Source organism: Streptomyces sp. NPDC055815 (assembly GCF_053616475.1).
In genome coordinates this window covers 17,410-41,273 of the sequence record NZ_JBSHDU010000061.1, presented here as the reverse complement: position 1 = coordinate 41,273, position 23,864 = coordinate 17,410, and the positions used below count along the sequence as shown (strand labels likewise).

General features: G+C 71.5%; 20 protein-coding genes and 3 pseudogenes. 9 read left to right on the top strand and 14 right to left on the bottom strand.

Annotated features, from left to right (window positions below):
* Positions 1-140: 140 nt before the first annotated feature.
* The 4 genes and pseudogenes from ACWGN5_RS30705 to ACWGN5_RS30690 form a co-directional block, all read right to left on the bottom strand.
* A pseudogene (locus tag ACWGN5_RS30705) lies at positions 141-1,049 on the bottom strand (MFS transporter); the annotation flags it as partial.
* 188 nt (positions 1,050-1,237) lie between these two features.
* A complete protein-coding gene (locus tag ACWGN5_RS30700) occupies positions 1,238-2,563 on the bottom strand; it encodes an NlpC/P60 family protein (protein WP_453521194.1) in 1,326 nt (441 codons plus the stop codon).
* Between the two features lie 128 nt (positions 2,564-2,691).
* Positions 2,692-2,994: a hypothetical protein gene (locus tag ACWGN5_RS30695; protein ID WP_453521192.1), complete on the bottom strand. Its 303-nt coding sequence runs from the start codon at positions 2,992-2,994 to the stop codon at positions 2,692-2,694.
* A gap of 27 nt (positions 2,995-3,021) precedes the next feature.
* Positions 3,022-3,744, bottom strand: coding sequence for a TetR/AcrR family transcriptional regulator (locus ACWGN5_RS30690; RefSeq protein WP_453521190.1), 723 nt, complete (start codon positions 3,742-3,744; stop codon positions 3,022-3,024).
* A gap of 159 nt (positions 3,745-3,903) precedes the next feature.
* Between ACWGN5_RS30690 and ACWGN5_RS30685 the strand changes: the two genes are divergently transcribed.
* Together ACWGN5_RS30685 and ACWGN5_RS30680 are read left to right on the top strand one after the other, a co-directional pair.
* Positions 3,904-5,016, top strand: coding sequence for a ferritin-like domain-containing protein (locus ACWGN5_RS30685; RefSeq protein ID WP_453521187.1), 1,113 nt, complete (start codon positions 3,904-3,906; stop codon positions 5,014-5,016).
* A gap of 222 nt (positions 5,017-5,238) precedes the next feature.
* Positions 5,239-5,883: a hypothetical protein gene (locus tag ACWGN5_RS30680; RefSeq protein ID WP_453521186.1), complete on the top strand. Its 645-nt coding sequence runs from the start codon at positions 5,239-5,241 to the stop codon at positions 5,881-5,883.
* Between the two features lie 314 nt (positions 5,884-6,197).
* Here ACWGN5_RS30680 and ACWGN5_RS30675 read toward each other — a convergent pair whose 3' ends face one another.
* The 7 genes from ACWGN5_RS30675 to ligD all read right to left on the bottom strand — a co-directional run bounded on the left by ACWGN5_RS30675 (position 6,198) and on the right by ligD (position 15,600).
* Positions 6,198-7,676 (bottom strand): penicillin-binding transpeptidase domain-containing protein, encoded by a 1,479-nt coding sequence (locus tag ACWGN5_RS30675; RefSeq protein WP_453521183.1) that lies wholly within the window; start codon positions 7,674-7,676, stop codon positions 6,198-6,200.
* On the bottom strand, positions 7,673-9,049 hold the full coding sequence (locus tag ACWGN5_RS30670) for an FtsW/RodA/SpoVE family cell cycle protein (RefSeq protein ID WP_453521180.1): 1,377 nt from the start codon (positions 9,047-9,049) through the stop codon (positions 7,673-7,675). The genes ACWGN5_RS30675 and ACWGN5_RS30670 overlap by 4 nt, the downstream gene beginning before the upstream one ends.
* 55 nt (positions 9,050-9,104) lie before the next feature.
* Positions 9,105-10,376 carry an ATP-binding protein gene (locus tag ACWGN5_RS30665; RefSeq protein ID WP_453521178.1) on the bottom strand — a complete coding sequence of 424 codons (1,272 nt, stop codon included), beginning with the start codon at positions 10,374-10,376 and terminating at the stop codon, positions 9,105-9,107.
* A gap of 31 nt (positions 10,377-10,407) precedes the next feature.
* Positions 10,408-11,172, bottom strand: coding sequence for a hypothetical protein (locus ACWGN5_RS30660; protein WP_453521177.1), 765 nt, complete (start codon positions 11,170-11,172; stop codon positions 10,408-10,410).
* A 213-nt stretch (positions 11,173-11,385) separates the two neighbouring features.
* Positions 11,386-13,482, bottom strand: a complete 2,097-nt coding sequence (locus tag ACWGN5_RS30655) for a PBS lyase (RefSeq protein ID WP_453521174.1) — start codon at positions 13,480-13,482, stop codon at positions 11,386-11,388.
* A 215-nt stretch (positions 13,483-13,697) separates the two neighbouring features.
* Complete coding sequence (locus ACWGN5_RS30650; RefSeq protein WP_453521171.1) at positions 13,698-14,606, bottom strand: ATP-dependent DNA ligase; 909 nt, start codon at positions 14,604-14,606, stop codon at positions 13,698-13,700.
* A 97-nt stretch (positions 14,607-14,703) separates the two neighbouring features.
* Positions 14,704-15,600 carry a non-homologous end-joining DNA ligase gene (gene ligD / locus ACWGN5_RS30645; RefSeq protein ID WP_453521169.1) on the bottom strand — a complete coding sequence of 299 codons (897 nt, stop codon included), beginning with the start codon at positions 15,598-15,600 and terminating at the stop codon, positions 14,704-14,706.
* 50 nt (positions 15,601-15,650) lie between these two features.
* Between ligD and ku the strand changes: the two genes are divergently transcribed.
* The 5 genes from ku to ACWGN5_RS30620 all read left to right on the top strand — a co-directional run bounded on the left by ku (position 15,651) and on the right by ACWGN5_RS30620 (position 20,500).
* Positions 15,651-16,640 carry a non-homologous end joining protein Ku gene (gene ku / locus ACWGN5_RS30640; RefSeq protein WP_453521167.1) on the top strand — a complete coding sequence of 330 codons (990 nt, stop codon included), beginning with the start codon at positions 15,651-15,653 and terminating at the stop codon, positions 16,638-16,640.
* Between the two features lie 268 nt (positions 16,641-16,908).
* Positions 16,909-18,519 (top strand): M4 family metallopeptidase, encoded by a 1,611-nt coding sequence (locus tag ACWGN5_RS30635; RefSeq protein WP_453521165.1) that lies wholly within the window; start codon positions 16,909-16,911, stop codon positions 18,517-18,519.
* Positions 18,520-18,650: 131 nt separating this feature from the next.
* Positions 18,651-19,073 carry a hypothetical protein gene (locus ACWGN5_RS30630; RefSeq protein WP_453521162.1) on the top strand — a complete coding sequence of 141 codons (423 nt, stop codon included), beginning with the start codon at positions 18,651-18,653 and terminating at the stop codon, positions 19,071-19,073.
* A 210-nt stretch (positions 19,074-19,283) separates the two neighbouring features.
* Positions 19,284-19,664: a hypothetical protein gene (locus tag ACWGN5_RS30625; protein WP_453521160.1), complete on the top strand. Its 381-nt coding sequence runs from the start codon at positions 19,284-19,286 to the stop codon at positions 19,662-19,664.
* 173 nt (positions 19,665-19,837) lie between these two features.
* Positions 19,838-20,500 carry a hypothetical protein gene (locus ACWGN5_RS30620; RefSeq protein ID WP_453521158.1) on the top strand — a complete coding sequence of 221 codons (663 nt, stop codon included), beginning with the start codon at positions 19,838-19,840 and terminating at the stop codon, positions 20,498-20,500.
* 256 nt (positions 20,501-20,756) lie between these two features.
* Here the strand turns inward: ACWGN5_RS30620 and ACWGN5_RS30615 are convergent, their stop codons facing one another.
* Entirely contained in the window at positions 20,757-21,287 is a 531-nt protein-coding gene (locus tag ACWGN5_RS30615; protein WP_453521156.1) for a hypothetical protein, read from the bottom strand.
* Between the two features lie 129 nt (positions 21,288-21,416).
* Positions 21,417-21,819 (bottom strand): annotated as a pseudogene (locus ACWGN5_RS30610) (hypothetical protein).
* Positions 21,820-21,870: 51 nt separating this feature from the next.
* Here ACWGN5_RS30610 and ACWGN5_RS30605 point away from each other — a divergent pair.
* Positions 21,871-22,165: pseudogene (locus tag ACWGN5_RS30605) on the top strand (tyrosine-type recombinase/integrase); the annotation flags it as partial.
* Between the two features lie 59 nt (positions 22,166-22,224).
* On the opposite strand, the gene ACWGN5_RS30600 reads toward ACWGN5_RS30605, so the two are convergent.
* Positions 22,225-22,458, bottom strand: a complete 234-nt coding sequence (locus ACWGN5_RS30600; protein WP_453521154.1) for a hypothetical protein — start codon at positions 22,456-22,458, stop codon at positions 22,225-22,227.
* 681 nt (positions 22,459-23,139) lie between these two features.
* On the opposite strand from ACWGN5_RS30600, the gene ACWGN5_RS30595 reads away from it, so the two are divergent.
* Positions 23,140-23,760, top strand: a complete 621-nt coding sequence (locus tag ACWGN5_RS30595) for a hypothetical protein (protein WP_453521151.1) — start codon at positions 23,140-23,142, stop codon at positions 23,758-23,760.
* Positions 23,761-23,864: the final 104 nt, after the last annotated feature.

Below are 23,864 nucleotides of genomic sequence, written 5' to 3'. Positions count from 1 at the left end.
GAGAGCCCCGCGCCCAGGCCGAAGACGCCGAGGTACTGGCCGGTGGCGTGGGACGGCGCCAGCGCGTACGACACCTCGAAGCCGCCCGCCGCGTGCCACAGCTCGCCGACCGTGTGGATCACCACGGCGGTCAGGAGCAGGACGCCCGCCACCGCGACGGGCGTCCCGGCGGAGAGCGCGACGAGGGCGCAGGAGACGAGGAAGGCCGCTCCGGCGCGCCGGTAGGCGCGACCGCCCGCCCGGGGCGAGTCCACGCCGCGGCTCGCCCGCACCTGGAGGCCGACGACGAGGACCGTGTTGGCGAGCATGGTGCCGGAGACGAGCCAGTGCGGGGCGGTGGTGGATCCCACGAGCCAGAGCGGGATCGCGACCGTGAGCACCTTGAACTGGATCGCCATGACGCCGTCGAGCGCCGTGAGCGCCAGGTACGGCCGGTCCCGCAGCGCGATCCAGCGGGGGCCGCGGGCGGCGGGCGCGGGCGCGACGGGCGGCAGCAGGAACAGGACGGCGGCGGAGGCGGCGAACGCGCAGGCGTTCCCGGCGACGAGGACCTGGTAGGCGCCGAGCGTGCCCACCTGCACCGCCCAGCCCGCGAGGAGCGCGCCCAGGGAGATGCCCACGTTGGTCACGGCCCGCAGATAGGCGCGGAACTCCTGCGGCCGGTCGCCTCCGTGGTGCCGGATGAGCGGCGCCCGGGCGGCGAGACCGGCCGCCTTGGCGCCGGTGGCCGCGGAGACGGCGAGGACGAACGGCCAGAAGCTGTCGGCGAGCACGAAAGCCGCGGTGGCGACCGCCTGCACCGCCAGGGTGGTCACGTAGACCCCGCGCGCCCCGCGCCGGTCCGCGAGGTGGCCGACGGCGATGCCGACGGCGAGCGAGAGCAGCCCGGCGATGCCGAGCCCCAGCCCCACGGTGGCGGCGGGGAGGCGTACGGCCTGGGTGAAGTACAGAACGCCGGCGGTCAGGAAGAGCCCGCTGCCGACGGCGTTGACGAAGTTGGAGGCGGCGAGCGCGCGCTGGGGCCGGGTGTCCGGCAGCAGTCTGGGCATGACAGGGCTCCGTGTCCGGGACAGGCGATCGCCCATCGGCCATCGCCCATCGGCCATCGGTCAGCGGTAAGGACCCGTCAAGCTTGTTGCATATTACGTGCAAGAGCAAGAGGTATGCGGGAAGCGGGAGTTCAGGTCTTGGGGTGGGGTTCGGCGCTTGCGGTGGGGTTCAGCGCTTGGGCGGTGGTTCAGCTCTTGTCGTACCCCTCGTCCGCGCCGTCCTTCGCGCCCGCCGGCAGCGTGGGCGGCGTGTACGCCTCCAGCGCCTTCCCTCCCGGATCCGGCCGTACGGCTCCGATCAGCGGGTTCGCCGCGAGCGGCGAGACCTTCACCTTCGCGCCCGGGCGCGGCGCCTGCACCACCAGGCCCTCGCCCAGATAGAGGGCCACATGGGTCGCGCCCGGGAAGTAGGCCACCAGATCACCGGGGCGGAGCTCGGCGAGCGGCACCCGGGGCAGCGTCGCCCACTGCTCCTGGCTGGTCCTCGGCAGCTCCCGGCCCGCCGCCGCCCAGGCCTGCTGCGTGAGCCCCGAGCAGTCGTACGACTCCGGGCCCTCCGCCCCCCACTCGTACGGCTTGCCGATCTGCCCCACCGCGAAGCGCAGCGCCTCCGCGCCCGCCCGGGACGGGGTGCGCGCGCCGTCCAGGACCCCGGAGTCGAGCAGCTCGCGCTGCGCACCGGCCGTCTGGACCTGTTCGAGCGCGGTCAGCCGGGCCAGCTGCTCCGGCGTCAGGGCGGCGAGCAGCTTCTCGACCTCGGCCAGCTTGGCCCGCACCTCGTCGCGCCGCTTGCGCTGCGCGGCCGCGAGCCCCTGCTGCCGGTCCAGGGCCTTGCGGGAGGCGCTCGCGAGACTGCCCGCCTGCCGCTCGGCACTCGCCAGCCGGGTGACGGCCGTGGCCCGGTCGCGGGCCGCGCGGTCCATCAGATGCCCCTCGTCCAGGGCCGACTGGGGGTCCGCGGCGAAGAGCAGCCGCAGGTACGAGGGGTACGCGGAGAACACCGACCTGCCCTGGTACTGGTCCCGGGCGATCCGGCCGGCCGCTGCGCGGCCCTGCGCCAGGGCGGTCCGGGCGGCGGTGAGCCGGGCGGTGACCTTCTTGGTGTCGGCGGCCTGGAGCTTCAGCTTCTCCTCGGCGGCGTTGTACCGCTCGGTCGCCTCCTCGGCCTGCTGATAGAGCGTCCGCAGCCGCGTGAGCAGCGCGCCGACGGAGTCCCCGCCGGGAGGCGGGAGCGCGGCGGCGTCGTCGTCCTCGGCGGAGGGAGCGGACGGCGCCTTCGGGAGGGCGGGCTCGCCTGGGTCGGCGGGGTTGCCGGGGTCGGCGGCCGCCGGGGGGCCGGTGGGGTCGCCGGGGTCGGTGGCCGCCGGGGGGTCGGCGGGGTCGCCGGGGTCGGCGGCCACCGGCGGGTCGGCGGGCGGGGTCGGGGCGGCGCTCGCCGCCGGGAGCACCCCCGTGAGCGCCGTCGCCGCGGCGAGCGCCCCCGTGCAGACCGTGCGCAGCAGCCTTCGCGACACGTCATCACCTCCACGGGGATGATGACGGGTCACTTCATCCGATTACCGTACGAATCGGGGCGCGCCCCTTCGTGTCACTCGTTCGGCCCCGGTGAAGGCTCCTGCGGCGTCGGCTTCTGCGTCGGCTTCTACGTCGGCTCCTGAGTCGGCTTCTGTGTCGGCTTCTGTGTCGGCTTGGACCACGGCCACTTCAGCTCCCGCCGCTCCCGTCCCTCGGGGGCGTACACGTACACCCAGCCGCGCTGGAGCCCGAGCCGCTTCGTGTAGCCCGAGGGCTCGCGCCGGTACGTGTGCAGGGTCGGCGGGTGTCCGTCGTGCGCCGGGACCGGGATCTCGTACCACTTCGGAGGGTGGCCGGTGGGGCCGACGAGGATCGGCAGGGCCCGGCCGTCGAGGGGGCCGCCGCGGAAGGGGGTGTTCTCGCTTCTCACCCCCACAGTCTCTCCCGGCGCACCGCCTCACAGCAGGTGGGCCGCCTCGCCCACCACCGGGATCACCCGTCGGGCCAGCCTCGCCACCGGCCCCTCGGGGGTCTCCTGCGCGAGCAGTCGCCGCACGACCCCCGCCGTCTCCTCGTCGCGCGCCGCGCTCGCCGCGAGCAGGGCGACGAGATGGTCGACGAGCCACTCCCGCAGCTCCCGCGCCGGCGGCTGCTTCTCCTCGTCGAGCCAGATGACCGAGGCGGCCTCGACGGCGGCGATCCACGTCCGGACCAGCAGCCCGAGCCGCGGCCCCGGGCGCTCCGCCCCGAGGTGGACGAGGATCTGCTCGGCGGCGGCCCGCCGCACCTCGTCCACGATCGCCGAGGTCCGGGAGGTCTCGGCGACGCTGCCGCCCCGCAGCAGCGCGCTGAACCCGGCGTCGTGCTCGTCGACGAAGGCCAGATAGCGGTCGAGCACCCGGCCGAGCCGCTCGGTCGGCGGTCCGACCGGAGGCTCGGTGAAGCAGCGGTTCAGGGCGTCGGCGGAGGAGCGCAGGGCCGCCTCGTACAACTGCTGCTTGCCGCCGGGGAAGTAGCGGTAGACGAGGGGACGCGAGACGCCCGCCGCCTCGGCCACGTCGTCGAGCGAGACGTCCTCGGGTGCGCGGTGGGCGAAGAGCTCCTGGGCGGTCTTCAGGAGCTGCCCGCGCCGTTCCTCGACGCTGAGCCTGCGGTACGCGGGGGTGGCGGCGCTCGTCATGAACCGCAGCGTAACCGCGGAGCGGCTCCCTCGGGCCCGCAGCCCCGAGGACTCCAGGGGCCGGAGTCCGCAGTGGGCGGACAATCCCTCGCGTCCGACTTGTTGACGATCCGTCTACCAACGTGTGAGCCTGCTGGAAACGGACGGAAGGAGTCGTCAGTGTCGACGCACGACCTCTATGTTCACGCCCCCGCCGGACCCGTCTGGGAGGTCCCCGCCCACGGCGCCGCCCGCTTCTCCTGGGACTACGACGACGGCCGCGAACGCCTCCTCGCCCTCTACCAGAAGGGCAAGGACAAGCAGTGGGACGGCGCGACCCGGATCGACTGGGACATCGAGGTCGACCCGTACGACCCGCTCGGCACCCCCGACGAGGTCCTCACCCTCCACGGCACCCGCCACTGGGCGAAGATGACCGAGAAGGACAAGGGCGACCTGCGCCGGCACTACTCCTCCTGGCAGTTCAGCCAGTTCCTCCACGGCGAGCAGGGCGCCATGATCTGCGCCGCACGGATCGTCGAGTCCGTCCCCGACCTGGACGCCAAGTTCTACTCGGCCACCCAGACCATGGACGAGGCCCGGCACGCCGAGATCTACGGCCGCTTCCTGCACGAGAAGATCGGGATGCTGTATCCGATCAACGACAACCTCAAGGGCCTCCTCGACGACACCCTGCGCGACTCCCGCTGGGACATGCCCTACCTCGGCATGCAGGTGCTCATCGAAGGCCTCGCCCTCGCCGCCTTCGGCATGATCCGCGACACCACCGACAAGCCGCTGCCCAAGCAGATCCTCGCGTACGTCATGCAGGACGAGGCCCGGCACGTCGCCTTCGGCCGGATGGCGCTGCGCGACTACTACAAGCAGCTCACCGACGCCGAGCTCCGCGAACGCGAGGAGTTCGTCATCGAGGGCTGCTACCTCATGCGCGACCGGCTGCGCGGGGTCGAGGTCCTGGAGAACTTCGGCATCCCGAAGAAGGAGGCGGAGGAACTCAGCGAGCAGAGCGAGTTCCTGCACCTCTTCCGCAAGCTCCTCTTCAGCCGGATCGTCCCCTGCGTCAAGGACATCGGCCTGTGGGGCGAACGCCTCCAGAAGGCCTACCTGGACATGGGCGTCTTCGACCTCGGCGACTCCAACCTCGACCTCCTGATGACCCAGGACGAGGAGATCGCGGAGGCCCTGGACCGCGAGCGCTTCGCGGCGGAGGAAGCGGAGCGGGTCGCCGAGGTGGCGGCCGCGATCGAGGAGGGGGCGGCCGAGGTGTCGTAGGCGTGACGTAGCGTGCCCGTCATGACCATGCCGCCGCCCCCGCCGAGTCAGCCGCCCCACCACCCGTACGGCGGGCCCGTACCGCCCCCGCAGCAGCCGGGCCCGTTCGGCGCGCCGCAGGGGTATCCGCCGCAAGGCCCTGGGTACCCGCCGCAGGGACCTGCGCCGGGCGTCCCGCCGCAGTACCCCGGGCCGGGCGCGGGAGCGTGGGGGCAGCCGCCCATGGGGCCACCGCCGAAGAAGAAGCTGTCGGCCGGGGCGATCGTCGCCATCGTCCTCGGCGCCCTGGTCGTGGCCGGCGGCATCGGCTACGGGGTCAAGGCCGGGCTCGACGGCGTCACCGGTCCCTTCCCCGACGCGACGCACCGGCTGGTCGTCTCGCAGACCCTCCTCGACGGCGAGTTCACCCTCGTCTCCGACCTCTCCGACACCCAGGGCAAGGAGATCGAGGACACCCCCGACTTCACCGTGAAGGACGCTCAGGCGGCGGTCGGGCAGTACAGCGGCAAGGACGGCTCCGTCCTCGTGCTCTCCGGGCTGTACGGGCAGATCAAGAACCCCGGCACCACCCGCTCCTCCATCCTCAAGGGGGCCGCCACGGACAAGGGCTCCACGCTCGTCGTCAAGCCCCGGGACTTCACCCCGGCCGGGTACGACGTGACCGTCAGCTGCCAGGTCACCACGTCCAAGGACGGACTCAGCACGACGACGCTGCCCATGTGCGCCTGGGGCGACGAGAACACCGCCGCCGCCATCGCCCTCGTCAGCGCCGGTGACGCCACGGCAGACCCGAAGGACATCGACCTGGCCGCGCTCGCGGAGAAGACGGCCAAGATCCGCGCCGAGATCCGCAAGCCGATCGGCTGACGGCGGGGGCTGGGGGTCCAGAATCCCGGATCCCGGATCCGTAGGCGGGATATTGGATCCGGGATTCGCAGCCGGGATATTGGATCCGAGCCCCGGGATCCGTAGCCGCGATGTTGGATCCGAGCCTCGGGATCCGCAGCCGGGGTATTGGATCCGGGATCCGGGATCCGCAGCCGGGATATTGGATCCGAGACCCGGGATCCGTAGCCGCGATGTTGGATCCGAGATCCAGGATCCGTACCCGCGATGTTGGATCCGGGATCCGGGATCCGTATCCGGGATGTTGGATCCAGCATGCGGATCCAACATCCCGCCTACGGCCTCCGCGACTCCGCCTCCAACCGCAGCCCCTCCTCCATCACCGCCTTGGCGATCGGCGCCGCGCTGCCGCCGCCGCTGATGTCCGTACGGGAGGCCTCCGCGTCCTCGACGACGACTGCCACCGCGACCGCCGGCTGGGCCGCGTCGTCGGCCTGGGCCCAGGCGATGAACCAGGCGTACGGGGTGCCGGTGTTGCCGAAGCCGTGTTGGGCGGTGCCCGTCTTGCCGCCGACCTGGGCCCCGGGGATCGCCGCGTTCGTGCCCGTGCCCTCCTCCACGGCTCGCACCATCAGCCGCTGGAGCTGCATGGCCGTCGAGGGGTTCATCGCTTGCCGGTAGCTGCGGCGGCCCGTGCGGTCGATGGTCGTGCCGCCGGAGGTCGTGGTGCGGTCGACGAGGTACGGGTGGGCGATCTCCCCGTTGTTGGCGACGGCCGCCGCCACCATCGCCATCTGGAGCGGGGTCGCCGTCGTGTCGAACTGCCCGATGGACGACAGGGCCAGCTGGTCCGGGCTCATCCTCCGGTCGAAGTTGGACTTGGCGACCCAGGACGGCACCCGCAGCCCCGTGTCGTTGAAGCCGAAGCGTTCGACCGCGTCGACCATCCCCGGGAGCCCGACCTCCACCCCGAGCCCGGCCATGACCGTGTTGCAGGACCACTGGATCGCGTACGCGAGGGAGGCGTTGCCGCAGCCCGTCGCCTCGTTCGGCAGGACCTGCCGGGTGCCGGGCAGCACGAAGGGGTCAGGGGTGTTCGTCGGCGCCTCGGCGTCCCGTACCACCCCCGCGTCCAGGGCCGCCGCGGCCGTCACGATCTTGAAGGTGGAGCCCGGCGGGTAGGTCTGCCGCAGCGCCCGGTTCAGCATCGGCTGGTTCGGCGAGGTGTTCAGGCGCCGCCAGGCGTCCTTGACCTTCCGGCCCGTTCCGGAGAGGACCCCCGGGTCGTACGAGGGGGAGCTGACGAGCGCCAGGATCCGGCCGCTGGACGGCTCGACCGCCACGACCGCGCCCCGCTTCCCGTCGAGCCCCCGGAAGGCCGCCTCCTGCATGGACGCGCGGATCGTGGTCACCACGTCGCCGCCGGGCTGCCGGCCCCGGGTGAGGTCGTTCCACAGGGGCAGCGGCGCCAGCATCGGGTCGGTGCCGGAGAGGATGTCGTCCTCGGCGTGCTCGACGAGCGTGGTGCCGTACGTCTGGGAGGCGTAGCCGGTCACCGGCGCGTACAACGGCCCCTGCTTGTAGGTCCGTTCCCAGCGCAGCTGCTGACCGCTGTCCCGCGAGCCGGTCACCGGCTTCCCGTCGACGACGATCTCGCCGCGCGGCTTCGCGTAGCGGTCGATCGCGATGCGCCGGTTGGCCGGGTTGTCGTCGAGGGACTCGGCCTCGATGACCATCACGCGCGCGGCGTTCACGAGCAGCGCGACGAGCAGGATCAGGCAGAGGGCGGCGGCCCTCCGGATGTACCGGATCACCGCGGCCCCGCCTTCGCGAGCTCCCCGGTCTCCGCGCCGTCCGGCTGGGGCGCGCGGGCCGAGTCGCTGACCCGGATGAGGAGGGCGACGATCACCCAGTTGGTCACCACGGACGAACCTCCCTGCGCGAGGAACGGCATCGCCATGCCGGTCAGCGGGATCAGCCCCATCACCCCGCCCGCGATCACGAAGACCTGGAGCGCCACGATCGAGGCGAGGCCGATCGCGAGCAGCCGTCCGAAGGGGTCGCGCAGCGAGAGGCCGGCGCGGTAGCCGCGGGCGACGAGCAGCGCGTACAGCAGGAAGAGCGCGGTGAGGCCGACGAGCCCCAGCTCCTCGCCGGCCGTCGCCAGGATGAAGTCGGACTTGGTGGCGAAGCCGATGAGGACGGAATGGCCGAGACCGAGCCCGGTGCCGAGCATCCCGCCGGCGGCGAAGGAGAAGAGCGACTGGGCGAGCTGCCCGGGGCCCTCGCCCGCGCGGATCGAGGCGAAGGGGTCGAGCCAGTCCTGCACGCGGCTGTGGACGTGGGGTTCGAGGGAGCCGACGAGGAAGGCGCCGGCGGAGGCCAGGACGAGTCCGACCGCGATCCAGCCGGTGCGGCCGGTCGCCACGTACAGCATGATCACGAAGAGGCCGAAGAAGAGCAGCGAGGTGCCGAGGTCCCGTTCCAGGACGAGTACGCCGACGCTCAGCAGCCAGATCGCCACGATCGGCCCGAGGACCCGGCCCGTGGGGAACTGGAACTTCCAGATCCGGCGGCCGGTGTACGCGAGCGCGTTGCGGTTGGCGGCGAGGTACGCGGCGAAGAAGACCGCGAGCAGGATCTTGGCGAACTCCCCCGGCTGGAAGGAGAGACCGTCGATCCGGATCCAGATCTTGGCGCCGTTCACCGCAGGGAAGAAGATCGGCAGGATCATCAGGCCGAGCGCGGCGGCCACCGACACGTACGCGTACCCCTGCAGCGCCCGGTGGTCGCGGAGCAGCAGCACGACCACGATGAAGAGCGCCACCCCGAGCGTCGACCAGACCAGCTGGGTCGCCGCCGCCTGGTCCTTCGGTGTCTCCAGGTCGAGGCGGTAGATCAGCACCAGGCCGAGGCCGTTGAGGAGGACCGCGATCGGCAGCAGCAGCGGATCGGCGTACGGGGCGCGGAAACGGACCGCGAGGTGGGCGACGAGCGCGAGCAGCCCGAGCCCGGCCCCGTAGCGGGCGGCGTCGGGCGGCACGGCGCCGCTGCGGGCGAGGCCGACCTCCGCGTAGCCGAGGACGGAGATGAGGACCGCGCCGATCAGGAGCGACAGCTCCACGCCGCGCCGCTTCGGGACACGGATGCCGGGCGGGGGTGCGTCCGGGCTCCGTGGTGCGGTCATGGCCGCAACGTAGCAAGCGGTATGCCCTATGTCCCTTTTGTGTGACGGTGTGCCGTCACCCCTCCGTATCGGGCGGGGCGAGCCGTACGTACTCCGGCAGCCGCAGCCGGGCCTCGGCGCCCCCGTCCGGCGCGGCGGCGAAGACCAGCTCGGCGCCGATCACCCCCGCCTGCCCCACCGCGATCGTCAGCCCGAGCCCGTGCCCCTTGCCGCCGCTCTCGGTGCGGAAGCGCTGCGGCCCCGACTCCAGGAGGTACGCCGGATAGCCCGGCCCGTGGTCCCGCACGGACACCACCGGCCCGTCCACGGTCACCACCACCGGCGGCGCCCCGTGCTTGTGCGCGTTCGCCACCAGGTTGCCGAGCACCCGCTCCACCCGCCGCCGGTCCGTCTCCACCGTGGCGTCCCGGACGATCCGCACCTCCGTGTCGGTGCCCGAGGCGCGCACCACCCGCTCGGCGAGCGGCCCGAGCTCGTGCACCGCCAGGTCCACGGTCTCGGTGCGGGCGTCGAGCCGCGAGATCTCCAGGAGGTCCTCGGTGAGCCCGCGCATCGCCCGCACCCGGTCCCGTACGAGCTCCGAGGGCCGCCCCTCCGGCAGCAGCTCGGCCGCGGCCGAGAGGCCCGTCAGCGGGGTCCGCAGCTCGTGCGCAACATCGGCGGTGAACCGCTGCTCGGTCTGCAGCTTCCGCTGGAGCGAGGAGGCCATCGTGTCGAGCGCCCCCGAGACCGTGGCCACCTCGTCCTGCGGCCGCGAGGGGTCCTTCGTGCGGGGATCGTCCACGCGCGCGTCGAGGTCGCCTGCGCTGATCCGGCGGGCCACCTGGGCCGTCAGGTGCAGCCGGCGGGTGACCCGGGTGACGGCGAAGGCGCCGACGAGCAGGGTCGCGCCGATCGCCAGGACGGAGGAGCCGAGGATCGAGCGGTCGAGCGCGTCGATCGTCTCGGCGCTCTGGGTGTAGTCGAGGCGTACGGCCAGGGCGCGGCCGTCCGCGGGTCCCGCCGCCCACATCGTCGGCCGGCCCTGGTACTCCGCGACCATCGTCCCGCGCTCGCCGCGCACGGCGAGGGCCCGCAGGGAGGCCGGGAGCCCGGGGGGATCCACTCCGGCGAACCGGGGGAGCGGCTCGCCGGCCTCGTAGAGCCCGCTGACCTCGGTGAGCCGCGTCAGGGCCTTGTCCCGGGAGTCGTTCACGGTCTGGCCGGTCACCGAGGCGTGGACGAGGACGCCGAGCAGCGCGGCGAGGGCGCAGCACATCACGGCGATGAAGACCGCGGCCTTCCAGGTGAGCGTCGCGGTCCAGGCGGGCAGCCGGGGCGCCCTCACGGCGCGGCCTCCGCGGGGAGGGGTACGGGCCTCACGGCGTCGCCTCCGGGGCTACGGGCGCGGGGGTGTCGGTCGGTGCCGGCGTCGGGCTCACCAGGTGCGGCGCGGGCACCGTCGAGGGGCCCGTGCCGGGCGGCTTCAGGCGGACGATCTCGTCCCGGGTGGGCAGCATGCTGCGCTGCTGCTCGTCCCAGGTCCAGGCGGTGCGGTACTCGTACCCGGGGATGCCGGCCGAGCCGACCCGCAGGATCAGGGCCCGGCCCGCCAGCTCCACGCTGATGACCTGGTCGACGGTGGACATGATCCGGGTCAGGCCGCCGTTCTCTGCGAGGTAGACCCGCACGCCGACCTGTTGGTCCGGCATCCGGATCCCGACGATGAGCTCGTCCCGGCCGTTCCCGGTGAGGTCGCGGTAGTACGGCCGCAGGACCGGACAGGCGGCGGGCGCCGTGCCGCAGGCCTCGATCGCGCGGGCGGTCTGCTCGTAGAGGCCGTCCGCGCCGGTGTACGTGTCGGGGTGGGCACGCACCTCGGCGCGGACCACCGCCACCGGGTCGAGGGAGTGGACGTCGTTGTCGTCGACCGCGATGCCGGGGACGCGCTGGGTGTCGGACTCGCCGTAGTCGATCGGCGGGTTCGTGGCGGGCGGCAGATCGGGCCAGAGCCGGACGGGACCCACCGCGGTGGGCGTGGGCCCGGCGCTCTTGAGTCCGCCCTCGCGGCCGCCGCAGCCGGTGAGCGCGAGGACGAGCGTGAGGGCGAGCGCGCCCAGAACGCCCACTCCGTGCGGTCTCACGCTGCTTCTGCTCCTCGATCGGTGGGGGTCGGCTCCCTGTAGACCTTATGCGGAGTGAAGTCCTTTTTGTCTCATCATCGGATGATCTCGGAGGATGATGTGGGACGTCCGGGGCCGCTGACCGGCCCTGGAAGGCCCTGACCGGCCCTGGAAGGCTCTGACCGGGGCCGCTGACCGGCCTTAGAAGACCCTGACCGGGGCCTCTGACCGGACCTAGAAGACCCCCCGCTCCATCCGGGCCAGCGCCGCCCGGCACAGGGTCAGCAGCTTCTCGTCGAGGTGGATGTCATGGGAGCCGGAACCGTCCTCCCGGGCGTTGTGACGGCGTCTGCGGGTCAGCTCCGTGAGGATCACCAACTGCGCCCCCGAGGCGGCGGGGCCCATTTCCGCCAGGCACTCCGCGATGTCCACGCGCGCGTGCCGGTTCTCCTCCCAGGCCGCGAGCAGCACCGGCAGCGACTCCGCCGACTCGCCTGACACCCGCCACAGCGCCGCGGCGCTGCGGACGCGCACCCACAGGTCCCGCGCGACCAGACCCGGCCGGAGCGCGGGGGCCGCCTCGGCCGCCGCGGGGCCGATCTCGCCGAGGACCTGCGCGGCCGCGCACCAGTCCCCGCCCGGCGTGCCCGGCCGCAGCCACCGCTCCAGGGCCGGGAGCACGTCCCCCCGGTCGCCCTCGGCGGCCCACAGGGCCCGGGCCGCCGCCGTGGCCACCGCGGCCGACTCGGCGCCCAGGAGCTCCCGCATGTCCGGCACGGCCTCCCCGGCGGCGGGCCCGAAGGCCGCGAGCGTCCGCAGGGAGGCCTCCCGCACCCAGTCGCGTCGGTTCGCCGGCGCCCCGCGCAGCACCCGCAGCACCTCCGGCACGGCCTGGCCGCCCCGCACGGCCGCCAGGGCGTACAGCAGCGGCGCCGCCCGGTCGTACAGCCGCTCGTCGAGCTCGACCTCGGCGAGCCTGCGCCGGAGCAGCGGGGCGAGCATCGCCGCCGAGGGTCCGAGCCCGTCCATGGCGTACAGCAGCTCGCGCCGCACCTCCGGCTCCTCCAGGGCCCGCGCGAGCAGCGGCACCGCGCGCGTGTCCCCGGCGCGGGCCAGCGCGAGCAGCGCCCCGTCCCGCCCGGACCGCCCGACGAGGCCCTGACCCGAGGGGGCGGCGCCCGGCCCCGCGGCGAGGCGGGCCGCCAGCGCGTCGGCGGCGGGCGCGCCCAGCTCGAAGAGCCGCTCCAGGAAGGACGTGGCCGCTTCGCGGAGCCGGGGCTCGGGATCCTGGAGCTGCGCGCCGACGAGCCGGACGACCTCCTCGTACCGCCCCCGCCAGACCCGTATCAAACCGCCGCACAACCAGATCGCGTCCGAGCGCTGCCCCCAGTCCGGGCTGCGCAGCTGCGCGAGGATCAGCGCGATCCGGTCGTCGACCCGGTCGTCGAGCGCGGCGTGCAGGGTCCGCAGCAGCTCCTCGGTCCACGGCGCGGGCCGGCCGGCGGCGTGCTCCTCCAGGAGCTCGCGGACCTGCCCGATCAGCGTCGGCGTCGCGGCCCGCTCCGTGCCGGGGGAGGCCTGCCGCTGCGCCGAGGTCCTGATCTCCTCCAGGAGCCCCGTCACCCACGGCACCACGTCGTCCGGGATGTCGGCGGGCGCGCAGCGCGCCCGCTGGGCGAGCGCCGCGAGCCGCAGCCCGGGGTCGTGGGCGGCGCGGGCGAGCCAGCCGAGCCAGTCGACCGTCTCGGTGCGCAGCGAGGCGTGCCGCAGGGCGATCCGCCCGACTGCGGCCACCAGGGCGAGCCGCACCTCGGTGTCCCGCTCGACGGTGAGCCGCTCCCGCAGCAGGTTCAGCACCCGGGCGGGCTCGGGGTGCAGCGAGGCGAGCGCGCACGGGGCGGCGAGCCGCACCTCGGGGTCGGGATCGGAGACGAGCCCGAGGAAGACGTCGGCACCGGCGGCGATGGCGGCCGCGGCCATCGCGTAGTTGGCGGCGGGGATGAACTCCTCGTCGTCGGAGCCGAATGCGTCCAGTTCCTCGTCGTCGTCATCGAGCTCGATCCCGCCGATGCTGGTGAGCAGCTCGACGATGCAGCCCCGGTCCTGGACGCCGGGGTCGGCGACGAGTTCGAGCAGGAAGGGGATGCAGGCCAGCGTGGAGTCGTAGACGTCGCCCTGGTGGTGGACCGCGCCGTACATGCCGTCGAGCGCGGTCTCCCGCTCGGCGGGATCGGCGGAGGCGAGTCCGCGGAGCAGCTCCGGCACGTCGTCCGCGGGGCCGTACGCGTGCCCCAGCGAGGCCCAGTCGACCTCCTCGATCCCCGTCAGCATTGCCAGGCCGCCTTCCCCGTGAGCGCTGTGCCAGGCAGCAAGTGTGCACCACAGGACGGACAACAAGGCCGAACCGGCGACACCTGCCGCGCCCGGAGCGCCTGTTGCGGCCTCTTTGCGCCATGTACGGTACGGAGCAAGGCAGTTGCGTACGGTGTCCGAACGGGTGACACGCCGAGAGCTCACTCCCGCCCCCCGTACGGCGGACGCGGCCGCTACCCCTCCGACCGCACGCGGACGAACGCCGCCGTCTCGTGCCGCCCCGCGACCTGGCGCAGCTCGACCGGGAGCGGCGGGTCGACCCGCCGTACCGGCCCGTGCTCCGGGTCCTCCACGAGGGGCCCCGCGCGCTCGCCCGCCAGCTCGCCGACCTGGCGCGACTGGGCGGGGGTCAGCCGGGGCGAGGTGGTCAGGGTGCGGCCGTCGGCGAGCCGTACGACCAGGGCCCGGGGCCGGTCCGGCGGCCCGACGAGGCCGATCAGCAGGGCGTCGCTCGTGTCGGCGTGCCGGATCTTGCGCCACTCCCAGGTGGAGCCCGCCCGGTAGACCGAGCCGAGCCGCTTCGCGACGACCCCCTCGACGCCCGCCTCCCGCAGGTCACGGAACCAGCCCCGCGCGGTCTCCTCGTCCGAGGTCGCCAGGACCCGCTGGAGCGGCGGCTCGGCCTCCCGCAGGGCCGCGCCGAGCAGCTCCCACCGGTCGCGGAGCGGCAGCGCCCGCACGTCGCGGCCGGGGACGGCGAGCAGGTCGAAGGCGACGTACGAGACGGGCACCCCGGACCGGACCCGGTCGGCGTGCGTACGGAGCAGGTCGGTGAAGCTCAGCCGGCCGTCCCGGTACGCGCACAGCTCGCCGTCCAGGACGATCCCCGGCGGCAGCTGCTCCCGCAGGTGCGCGGCGATGTCGGGGAACTCCGGCGCGAGGTCCCGGCGGGAGCGGGACTGCAGGACGACCTTCCCGCCGTCGAGGACGAAGGCGAGCGCGCGGAACCCGTCGAGCTTGAGGGAGTACTGGAGCTCCCGGGGCGGCTCCGCCTGTGCGGGGATCTCGTCGGCGGCCCGGGGCCGCATGACGTCGACGGGCGGCGGCAGCACGACGGCTCCGGCCGCGGGGGCGGGGCTCACGGCAGGCCTCCGGCGCGCGGCGGGGGCCCGCTCGGGGCGCTTCGTGCGCGCTGCGGCGGGCTACTCGCGGCACGTCCCGCGCGCCGCCGGGCCCCGCTCACGGCACGGCTCCCGCGCGCTCGGGTGCGAAGAGGGGGGCCATGAGGTCCCCGTACCGCTCCAGACGTGGCGCGATGTCGCCCATGAGGAGGGCGAGCTCCGCGGGGTCCCCGGCGGGGGCGGCGCAGCCCTCGACCTCCTCCCAGGTGACGGGCGCCGAGACGGCGGGCCGGGGGCGGGCCCGCAGGGTGTAGGGGGTGGCGGTGGTCTTGGCGGCGGCGTTCTGGCTGTGGTCGACGAAGACCTTCCCGGGCCGCAGGGCCTTCGCCATCCGGTGTGTGACGAGCCCCGGCAGCTCCGCCTCCGCTTCGACGGCGAGCCGCTTCGCGTAGGCCGAGACGTCCGGGGACGGCGTGGGCTCGACGGGGACGAGCAGATGCAGCCCCTTGGAGCCGGAGGTCTTGGCGAAGGCCTCCAGGCCGTCGGCGGCGAGCCGCTCGCGCAGGTGCAGGGCGACCCGGCAGCAGGCGGCGACGCCGGCGGGCGGCCCGGGGTCGAGGTCGAACACGAGCCGGTCGGCGACGGCGGGGGAGGAGGCCCGCCACTGGGGCGTGTGGAACTCGACGACGAGGTTCGCGGCCCACATGAGGGAGGCCAGGTCCTCGATCACGACCTGCCGGGCGCGGGGGTCCTCGGAGCGGGGCACGGGGGTGGTCCTCACCCAGGAGGGTGTGCCGGGCGGCGGATTCTTGGTGAAGAAGAGCTGCCCGTCCGGACCGTCGGGGTAGCGCAGGAAGGACACCGGGCGGTCGCGCAGATGGGGCAGGATCACGGGCCCGACGGTCGCGTAGTAGTGGAGGAGCTCGCCCTTGGTGGTGCCGGTGAGCGGGTGGAGGACCTTGTCCAGGTTGCTGAGCGCCAGGCGCCGCCCCTCCACCTCTGTGATCGGCGTCATACGATGAGAATCCCACGTTTCCGGACTCCTCGGCCCGAAAGGGAAGAATCGTGCGATCCATCTGGAACGGCGCCATATCCTTCGGGCTCGTCAGCATCCCGATCAAGCTGGTGAACGCCACCGAGAGCCGGTCCGTCTCCTTCCGCCAGATCCACACCGAGGACGGCGGCCGGGTCCGCTACAAGAAGGTGTGCGAGCTCGACGGGGAGGAGGTGCCCCAGGCGGAGATCGGCAAGGCGTACGAGGACGCCGACGGGACCATGATCCCGGTCACCGACGAGGATCTGGCCGCGCTGCCGCTGCCCACCGCGAAGACGATCGAGATCGTCGCCTTCGTGCCGGCCGGTGAGATCGATCCGCTCCAGATGGACGCCGCGTACTACCTCTCGGCGAACGGCGTGCCGGCGGCCAAGCCGTACACCCTGCTCCGGGAGGCGCTCAAGCGCAGCGACAGGGTGGCGGTCGCGAAGTACGCCCTGCGGGGGCGGGAGCGGCTGGGCATGCTCCGGGTGGTGGACGACGTGATCGCCATGCACGGCCTGCTGTGGCCGGACGAGATCCGCGCCCCCGAGGGCGTGGCCCCCGAGACCCCGGTCACGGTCCGTGAGGCCGAACTGGACCTGGCGGACGCCCTGATGGCGACGCTGGGCGAGGTCGACATCACCTCTCTCCACGACGACTACCGGACGGCGGTCGAGGAGATGATCGCGGCGAAGGCGGCGGGCGGCGAGGGCGTCGCACCCCCGGCGCCGGGGGAGGAGGCGGGCGGCGGCCGGGTCATCGACCTGATGGCGGCCCTGGAGAGCAGCGTCCGGGCGGCGAGGGAGGCGCGCGGGGAGGACGCGGTGGTGACGGAGCTCAAGCCGAGGGGTGCGGCGAAGAAGGCCGCGGCGAAGAAGGCGCCGGCGAAGGAGACGGCGGCGAAGGAGACGGCGGCGAAGAAGACAACGGCGGCGGCCAAGAAGGCGACGACGGCCAAGAAGACGCCGGCGAAGAAGACCCCGGCGAAGAAGGCGAGCCCGCGCAAGCGCACGGCGTAACCCCAACTCCCGCAAAACGCCGCCACATCGCATAAAACAGACAAGCCCCCCGAGTGATCGCTCAGGGGGCTTCGTGTTGCCCGAAACCGGGCAGAGGGGGTCGTAACCCGACCCGAACTACCCGAATAGCGAACAGAGTTATCTGTCCTTCGGACAACACATGGTCAAATCCTTGTTGCAGACCTGTCAAACGGGCGACTTCGCTGGCACGCTCACACCCGCACCACCCACCCCCACAATCCCCACGCTTTTCAGCGAAGGAGCCCGCGTGACCCGCCAGCAGTCCTCGCACCGCCGCACCACCGTCCGCGCCGCCGCCCTCATCGCCTCGGCCGCCATGGTCGTCGTCGGCGTCCAGACCGGATCCGCCAACGCCGACGCCCAGCGCGAGGCCGGTGCCACGGCGGTCCAGCTGTCCGGCACCCAGCGCGCCGCCGCCATCCACGAGGCCCAGGGCGCGGCCGCGGCGACCGCCGAGGCCATCGGCCTGCAGGCCAAGGAGAAGCTGGTCGTCCGGGACGTCGTCAAGGACGCGGACGGCACCGTCCACACGCGCTACGAGCGCACCTACGAGGGCCTTCCGGTCATCGGCGGCGACCTGGTCGTCCACCAGAAGAAGTCGGGCGCCCGCTCCACCACCAAGGCGACCCAGGCCCGGATATCCGTGGCGAGCACGACGCCGGCCGTCGAGCGCGCCGCCGCCGGCAAGGCGGCCCTCGCCTCCGCCGCCAACGCGGACGAGGCCGTCTCCTCGGCCCGCAAGGTGATCTGGGCGGCCAGCGGCAAGCCCGTCCTCGCCTGGGAGACGACCGTCACCGGCGTGCAGCAGGACGGCACCCCGAGCCGCCGCCAGGTCATCACCGACGCCACCACCGGCAAGGAGCTCTTCTCCGTCGAGACGATCGAGACCGGCGTGGGCAACACCATGTACGCCGGCCAGGTCACCCTCGGCACCTCGGGCTCGTACACCCTCACCGACGCCACGCGCGGCGGCCACAAGACGTACGACCTGAACGGCGGCACGTCCGGCCAGGGCACCCTCTTCACCAACTCCACCGACACCTGGGGCAACGGCCTCGCGAGCAACCGCGAGACGGCGGCCGCGGACGCCCACTACGGCGCCGCTGTCACCTGGGACTTCTACAAGAACGAGCTCGGCCGCCTCGGCATCCGCGGCGACGGTGTCGGCGCGTACTCCCGCGTCCACTACGGCAGCGCCTACGTGAACGCCTTCTGGGACGACTCCTGCTTCTGCATGACGTACGGCGACGGCATCAACAACACCCACCCGCTGACGTCCCTCGACGTGGCCGGCCACGAGATGTCCCACGGCCTGACCTCCTCCACCGCCAACCTCCGCTACAGCGGCGAGTCGGGCGGCCTGAACGAGGCGACCTCCGACATCCTCGGCACCTCGGTCGAGTGGTACGCGGGCAACTCCGCCGACGCGGGCGACTACCTCATCGGCGAGAAGATCGACATCAACGGCAACGGCACGCCGCTCCGTTACATGGACAAGCCCAGCAAGGACGGCAAGTCCGCCGACTACTGGTCGAAGTCGGTCGGCCGCCTGAACGTCCACTACTCCTCGGGCCCGGCGAACCACTTCTTCTACCTGCTCTCCGAGGGCAGCGGCTCGAAGACGATCAACGGCGTCACCTACAACTCGCCGACCTACGACGGCTCCACCGTCACGGGCATCGGCCGCCAGGCCGCGTACAAGATCTGGTACAAGGCCCTCTCCACCTACATGACCTCCACCACGGGCTACTCCGGCGCCCGCACGGCCACCCTCTCGGCCGCCGCGGACCTGTACGGCACGGGCAGCACGCAGTACAACGCGGTCGCGGCCGCGTGGACGGCGATCAACGTCAAGTAACCCAGGCCCAGAAGAAAGACCCCGCCCCCAGCGATGCGCACAGGGGGCGGGGTCTTCCCCCTTCCTTCCCTGTCAGTACCCCGCCCTACGCTGCACCCTCACCGGCACAACCCACAGCGGAGGGGACAGACATGGGCGGCAACGCATGGACGCAGACGGGCCCGTACCGGCCCGACATGGAGGCAGCGTTCCGACAGGCCCGAGCGGAGGAGCTCGCGCGGGACGACCACGGCTTCGGGGGACGGTCGATCGAGGAGCTGTGGCGGGACGAGGCCTGGCACGAGTACGTCTTCACCGGCGGCACGGCCTCGGTGCTTGACTTCCCCTGCATGATCGACGCCACGGACACGGACGACGGCCCGTTCATGCGCCCCCTGACCGCCGCGGAGATCCACGCCTGGTCCCCCACCGGCCGCCCGACGTACGAAGAATGGGACGAGGCCCTGACCTCGGGCCACCTCCCCTTCCCCGACCGGGCCCAGGGCAACTGCACGATCCTGTACCGCGACAACGAGCCGACGCAGATCGGCTACTGGGGAGTGACGGCCGACTGATCGCCCCGCGACGCTCAAGTCGCCTGAGACCTGGGCCGAAGACAGCAGACAGCGGAGCCGGTATCGACATCTCGGCTCCGCAGCGGGCTTCTGATCCGTAGCTCTAGCGGGATCGGCCGCGGAGGTCATATCGGCCGCTGGGTGTTCCCGTGGGGACGCTACCGTGCGGGGGCGGTTACTAGGGTTGCGGTACCTGGCTGCTGTTACCGCATGAGCCAAACAGGGGTGACCATGGAACGGCATGTTCTGGAATCGCTGTTGGTCGGCGATGACGAGGCGTCCGCGATAGCGCTGGCCGCCCTACGCCGCGGCGCCCCCTACTCGGTGGAAGAGCGGGTACAACCCACTGGTGCGCATGCCGGAGTCTTCAGTCGCCGACTTCAGCGTATGCGGATGCGCGGATTCGAACCCCGCGGGCTGGAACGAGCAGTGCAGCTCATCAGAGAGTACGACCGGCCCGTGCGCACCGTACTGATCGATCCTGACAATCGGACACGATTCACCCTGCTCTTCCTCACCGAGGACGGCAGCGCGCTGGTGGCCTGCACGAGCTGGCCCCTGCCGCTAGTTGCAAGGAAGCCACCGCTCTAGGAGATCGGGAGGGCTGGGGCATGCCTGACCTGCACAGATGCTGCGGGAGCTGATCGACACCCCAGAGCCGGACTACGCCCCTCGTTCCCCGTAGCTCCCCGCTCGATGTGGCACCGATGTGGCACGGCCTTCGCCGACCGATGCCAACCCAGGCCATCAGGAGCCGGTTTGGAATGACGGAAAAGCGCTGCGCGGCAAGGTGTGTGATGCCATTCTGGTATCCGACTTCACCAGAGGGGCCGGACACCTTGGCAACATTCACCTCTAATTCAGAACTCTTCAGAGCGATAGGTCGGGTCGCGGTCGAGAGCGCGCAACTTGATGAAATGCTGCGCGAGATGATCTGTGACCTCCTATCGGCGAGCGAAAATGACGTATGGCTACTTTTCGAGGGTCAAACGAGCGAGTGGCTCAGCGACACCTTCAAAGCCATGCTGTCGCAGGTGGATGGCTACTACAGCACATGGTCTCGTGAAGATCACATCGAATTTCGCAGGATTCTGGTCGAACTGGGAAAGTTGCGAGTCATGCGCAACGCCGTAACCCACGGAACCTGGCGTGAGCAGCTGACACTCGGCAGGAGCGAGGGGGATGACTACCTTGAGCGCCCCTGGGGAGAGGACTCGACAGGCGAACAGAAATTTTGGTGCATTCGCAGTAGGCAGCGTAAGGGGCAGCAGGAGCGTGAATTCACCATATCTGACGTCGATCGAATTGCAGACGAGATTGCGGAGAACAGGCAGAGAATGGCTGACCTTTTCCGAAAGGAAACTGAAACCCACCCAGGGGCAGGGGACACGCTGAGGAGATGGCCAGTGACATCCGAAACTCGATGAACCCGAGTCGTAGTCGTTGATGAGGTTTTAGCGGACTGGCCGATCGTCTGGCCCCCTGGCTGGCCTCGGTTACGCCACCTTGGAACGCGACTCGGCGAGGCCGTCACGCCGCCGCCCACCCCAGCTCCATCCCGGAGCCTGAGCGCCCTCGCCGGCGGCATCGTCTTGAGCCGCACTCGCGTACCGCCTCGGCTCATCGTGGGTTCGTCGCCCATCAACCCGAGCTGGCAGGCGTGCGGACGGCGGCCGGGATCGGTCAGCCGGCGCCAGTCCGCTTCATGCACGCCAGGTCGTAGGCCGTCAGAGTGATCGCGCTCGTCTCCCCGTCCTCGGCGAGCCCATACTGCGCGGTCACCGACCAGCCGCGCTGCCCGAGAGTCGCGTGGGCATCGCTGATCACGCCGTCCAGGCTCTCGCGCTCCCTCAGCCCTCCAGACTGCTGCCAGTCGCGTTCACGCAGCTCGCCCACCATGGCCTTGAAACGTGCGAAATCAAGCGGGGCTTTCTTGTCGCCGATGCCCCTGAAAGCGACGGAGCACGATGGCGGGGAGCCGGCCGGAGCCTCCTCGAACGGACGCGCATACTCATGATCATTCGCCGGAACACCCGCGTCCGCGGCCGAGTCTTCGAGATCGGTGCGTACGACCTCTTTCGGGAGCGGGCCATTGCCCTTGGGTCGTGGCGACGCTGATGCAGGAGCTGTGGTCGCCTCGGCGCCGGTGTTGCTCTTGCCGCAGCCCGTGGCTCCAAGCGCGATGACAGCTAGCGCGACGACGGCCCGTCTCATCCTGCCCACAGTGGTCCCCTCCCAGGTCACAGGGTCATACACCCTCGTGATCAGAGGAGGAGTGTGCCATGGTGCGTCGATGAGGAGTCCATGGCTACCTGGCGGAACTCTCCGCTAGCAGGATGCCCCTCAAAGGGTGGGCTTGAGGGCCCTGCCGTCAGTGTCTCGCAGCAGGCGGCTCGTGCATTCGTCTCGGCAGAGGCGTTCGTGTGAGGTGATCACTTCGGCGGGCACCTTCTGGCTGATCATGAAACCCTGCTCCGGGCAGACGAGGAGGCGCTGTAGGGCTCCTACGAGCATGTCGATGCCAAAGCGGGCGTCTCCGATGGAGTCGACTTAGCCCCGGAGCGTCATCGGGCTTGAAGCGCTGACGATCTCGACATCCGGCCACAGCTAGGTCGACTGCGGTGTCGGCCACACCCAGGTCGCGGCTGCCGAGTCCGATTGCCACCGAGCATGGCCGGGGCGTCTGGCCCATCTGGTGGTAGTCCCATAGGCGTTGGGTGGCGGCCCAGTCCTGCGGGGAGATCACTGCTGAGCTGTCTTGTCCCTTGAGGAGTCGGGGACCTTGAAGAGGCGGCGGACCCTCGGCACCGCAGCCGACGGGCGGTTGTTCTTCAGTGAGAACCGGGGGGAGTGGTGTCCTCCTCCACCTACTACCAAGCCTGGCAGGAAGCCCGGCAGCTTGCGCTTCCGTCGGCCGTCGTCGCCTCGCCGCTCGCCTGCCGGCCGTACGACCTCCGGCACTCCGCGCTCTCCACCTGGCTCCACGCGGGCGGGGAAGTTCTGCTGACCCGGTACGCGAAGTGTCTCGACGGCCGCCAGTAGGTGGTGAACTGAACCGACGCATCGAGGAGCTGCTGCGCGAGTACGAGTGAGCTTCGCCTGGCACCCCAGATCCCATGACCTCTGGACCTGTCCGGGGACCTCTGGTTGTTCAGCCGCAGTACGACGCTGGGAACGGGGGAGTCCACCCCAGCGGCCAGTTCGTCGCGTATCCAGGCCGGGGCCAGACATCCGAGCCCTCGAAGGCGCGCCACTGACGGCCCAGCCACTCGCACTCCGGTACGGAACCCTCCCAGTCGTCGGTGCAGCGGTCGGCCCACTCGCGGCCCACCAGCACCGGCCGGGTCAGCACCCCGCCAGCGGTGTCCTGAACGCGCAGGGCCATGCCGATGTCGCCGATTCCGGGGTTACCCCTCGGCCCGTACGACACTCTGCGAACGGGCGACGAATAGAGGTCGAAGACCGTGTCTTCGAGTACGGCCGGAGCGCGGCCGGTCAGTTCCAGTCCCTCCAGGGAGTTGGAGGCCGTAGATGTCCGGGGCGAAGGGGTCGGCGGAGTAACGCTTGAGTTCGAAGGCTTCCGGGAGCGCAGCCCGGACCTCGTCGGGGGACATGCCGAAGTGCAGCGGGCCGACGCTCTCCAGCGGCTTCAGCACCCACACCGGCCGGCCCGGCTCCGTCGAGGTCTCCCCAGCTTCCGAAGCCATCCGCTGTTTCCCCCTCGTTCGTCGTCCCGAGCCCCGGACCTGAACTGCCTCGATGCCTGACGGCCCAGGCCGCGGACACATACAACAAAACCCCGCTCTCAGCGTTTCCGCTGATCACGGGGTCTGTCTGGCACTTCTTGCGAAGTGCCCCCGGCAGGATTCGAACCTGCGCACACGGCTCCGGAGGGCATGGCTAGTCGTTGGCCCTCAGTGTCCCTGAGCTGCGCTTTTGTGAGCGCATAGCCGACTGGCGCTCGATGTCACTCGCTGCTCACTCGGAGACGAGCCGATGCAGGGCCGCCGCGGCAGATTGCACAAGCTGGTGGTGCAGGTCTAGGGGGAGGCGTAGCGTCGCCGGCATGGTGGCAGGTGGGGTGCACAATCTTGCGGCGCTGGTTCTCTACATCGACACACACATTCTGGACGCGGTCGACGATGACGTCGCTGCGTTGAAGCGACTGTGGCAGGAAGGCTGGATCAGCCTGGTTCGTGCTGACGTCATGGACACAGAACTTGGCGATGCCAAGGACCCGGCGCTGCACGCCTCTCTCACGGAGGCAAGCGCGGTCTACCCGGAATCTTTTGGAGTGTTCGTCCTCGACCACTCTCGGCTCGACTCTGCAGTACTGGGTAGCTCTCAGGACGTGTCGAGCATGGACCTCCTGTGGTCCCTGCTGAAGCCGGGGGTGGATCGACAGGCTGCCCGGAAGAACCACACGCGTGACGTCATGCACGTACACACTGCGATCCGTTACGGCGGCCATGCCTTCGTCACGAACGACAGGCAGATGCGTAAGAAGAGCGACAGTGTTGCCGCGGAGTTCGCTGGTTTTCGGATCCTCAGCCCCGGCGAGGCCCTCCAGGAGGCTGTTGCCCGAGTGCGAGGAGTTCGTGCCTTGCACGCGGCCGAGCCCAGCCGGGGTGAGCTCCCACCCTGGCCTACTGTTGAGGAGCTGGGGAGCATGCAGTCTCCTCCGTGATTGATGCCAGGTCCGTTGCCTATGACTCCAGAGGGGTAGGTCACAAGCGTGCCAGCGCTGTGGTGAGACCTTCCTAGTCGCAGCGGTGTCCTCGGCATGGTGGG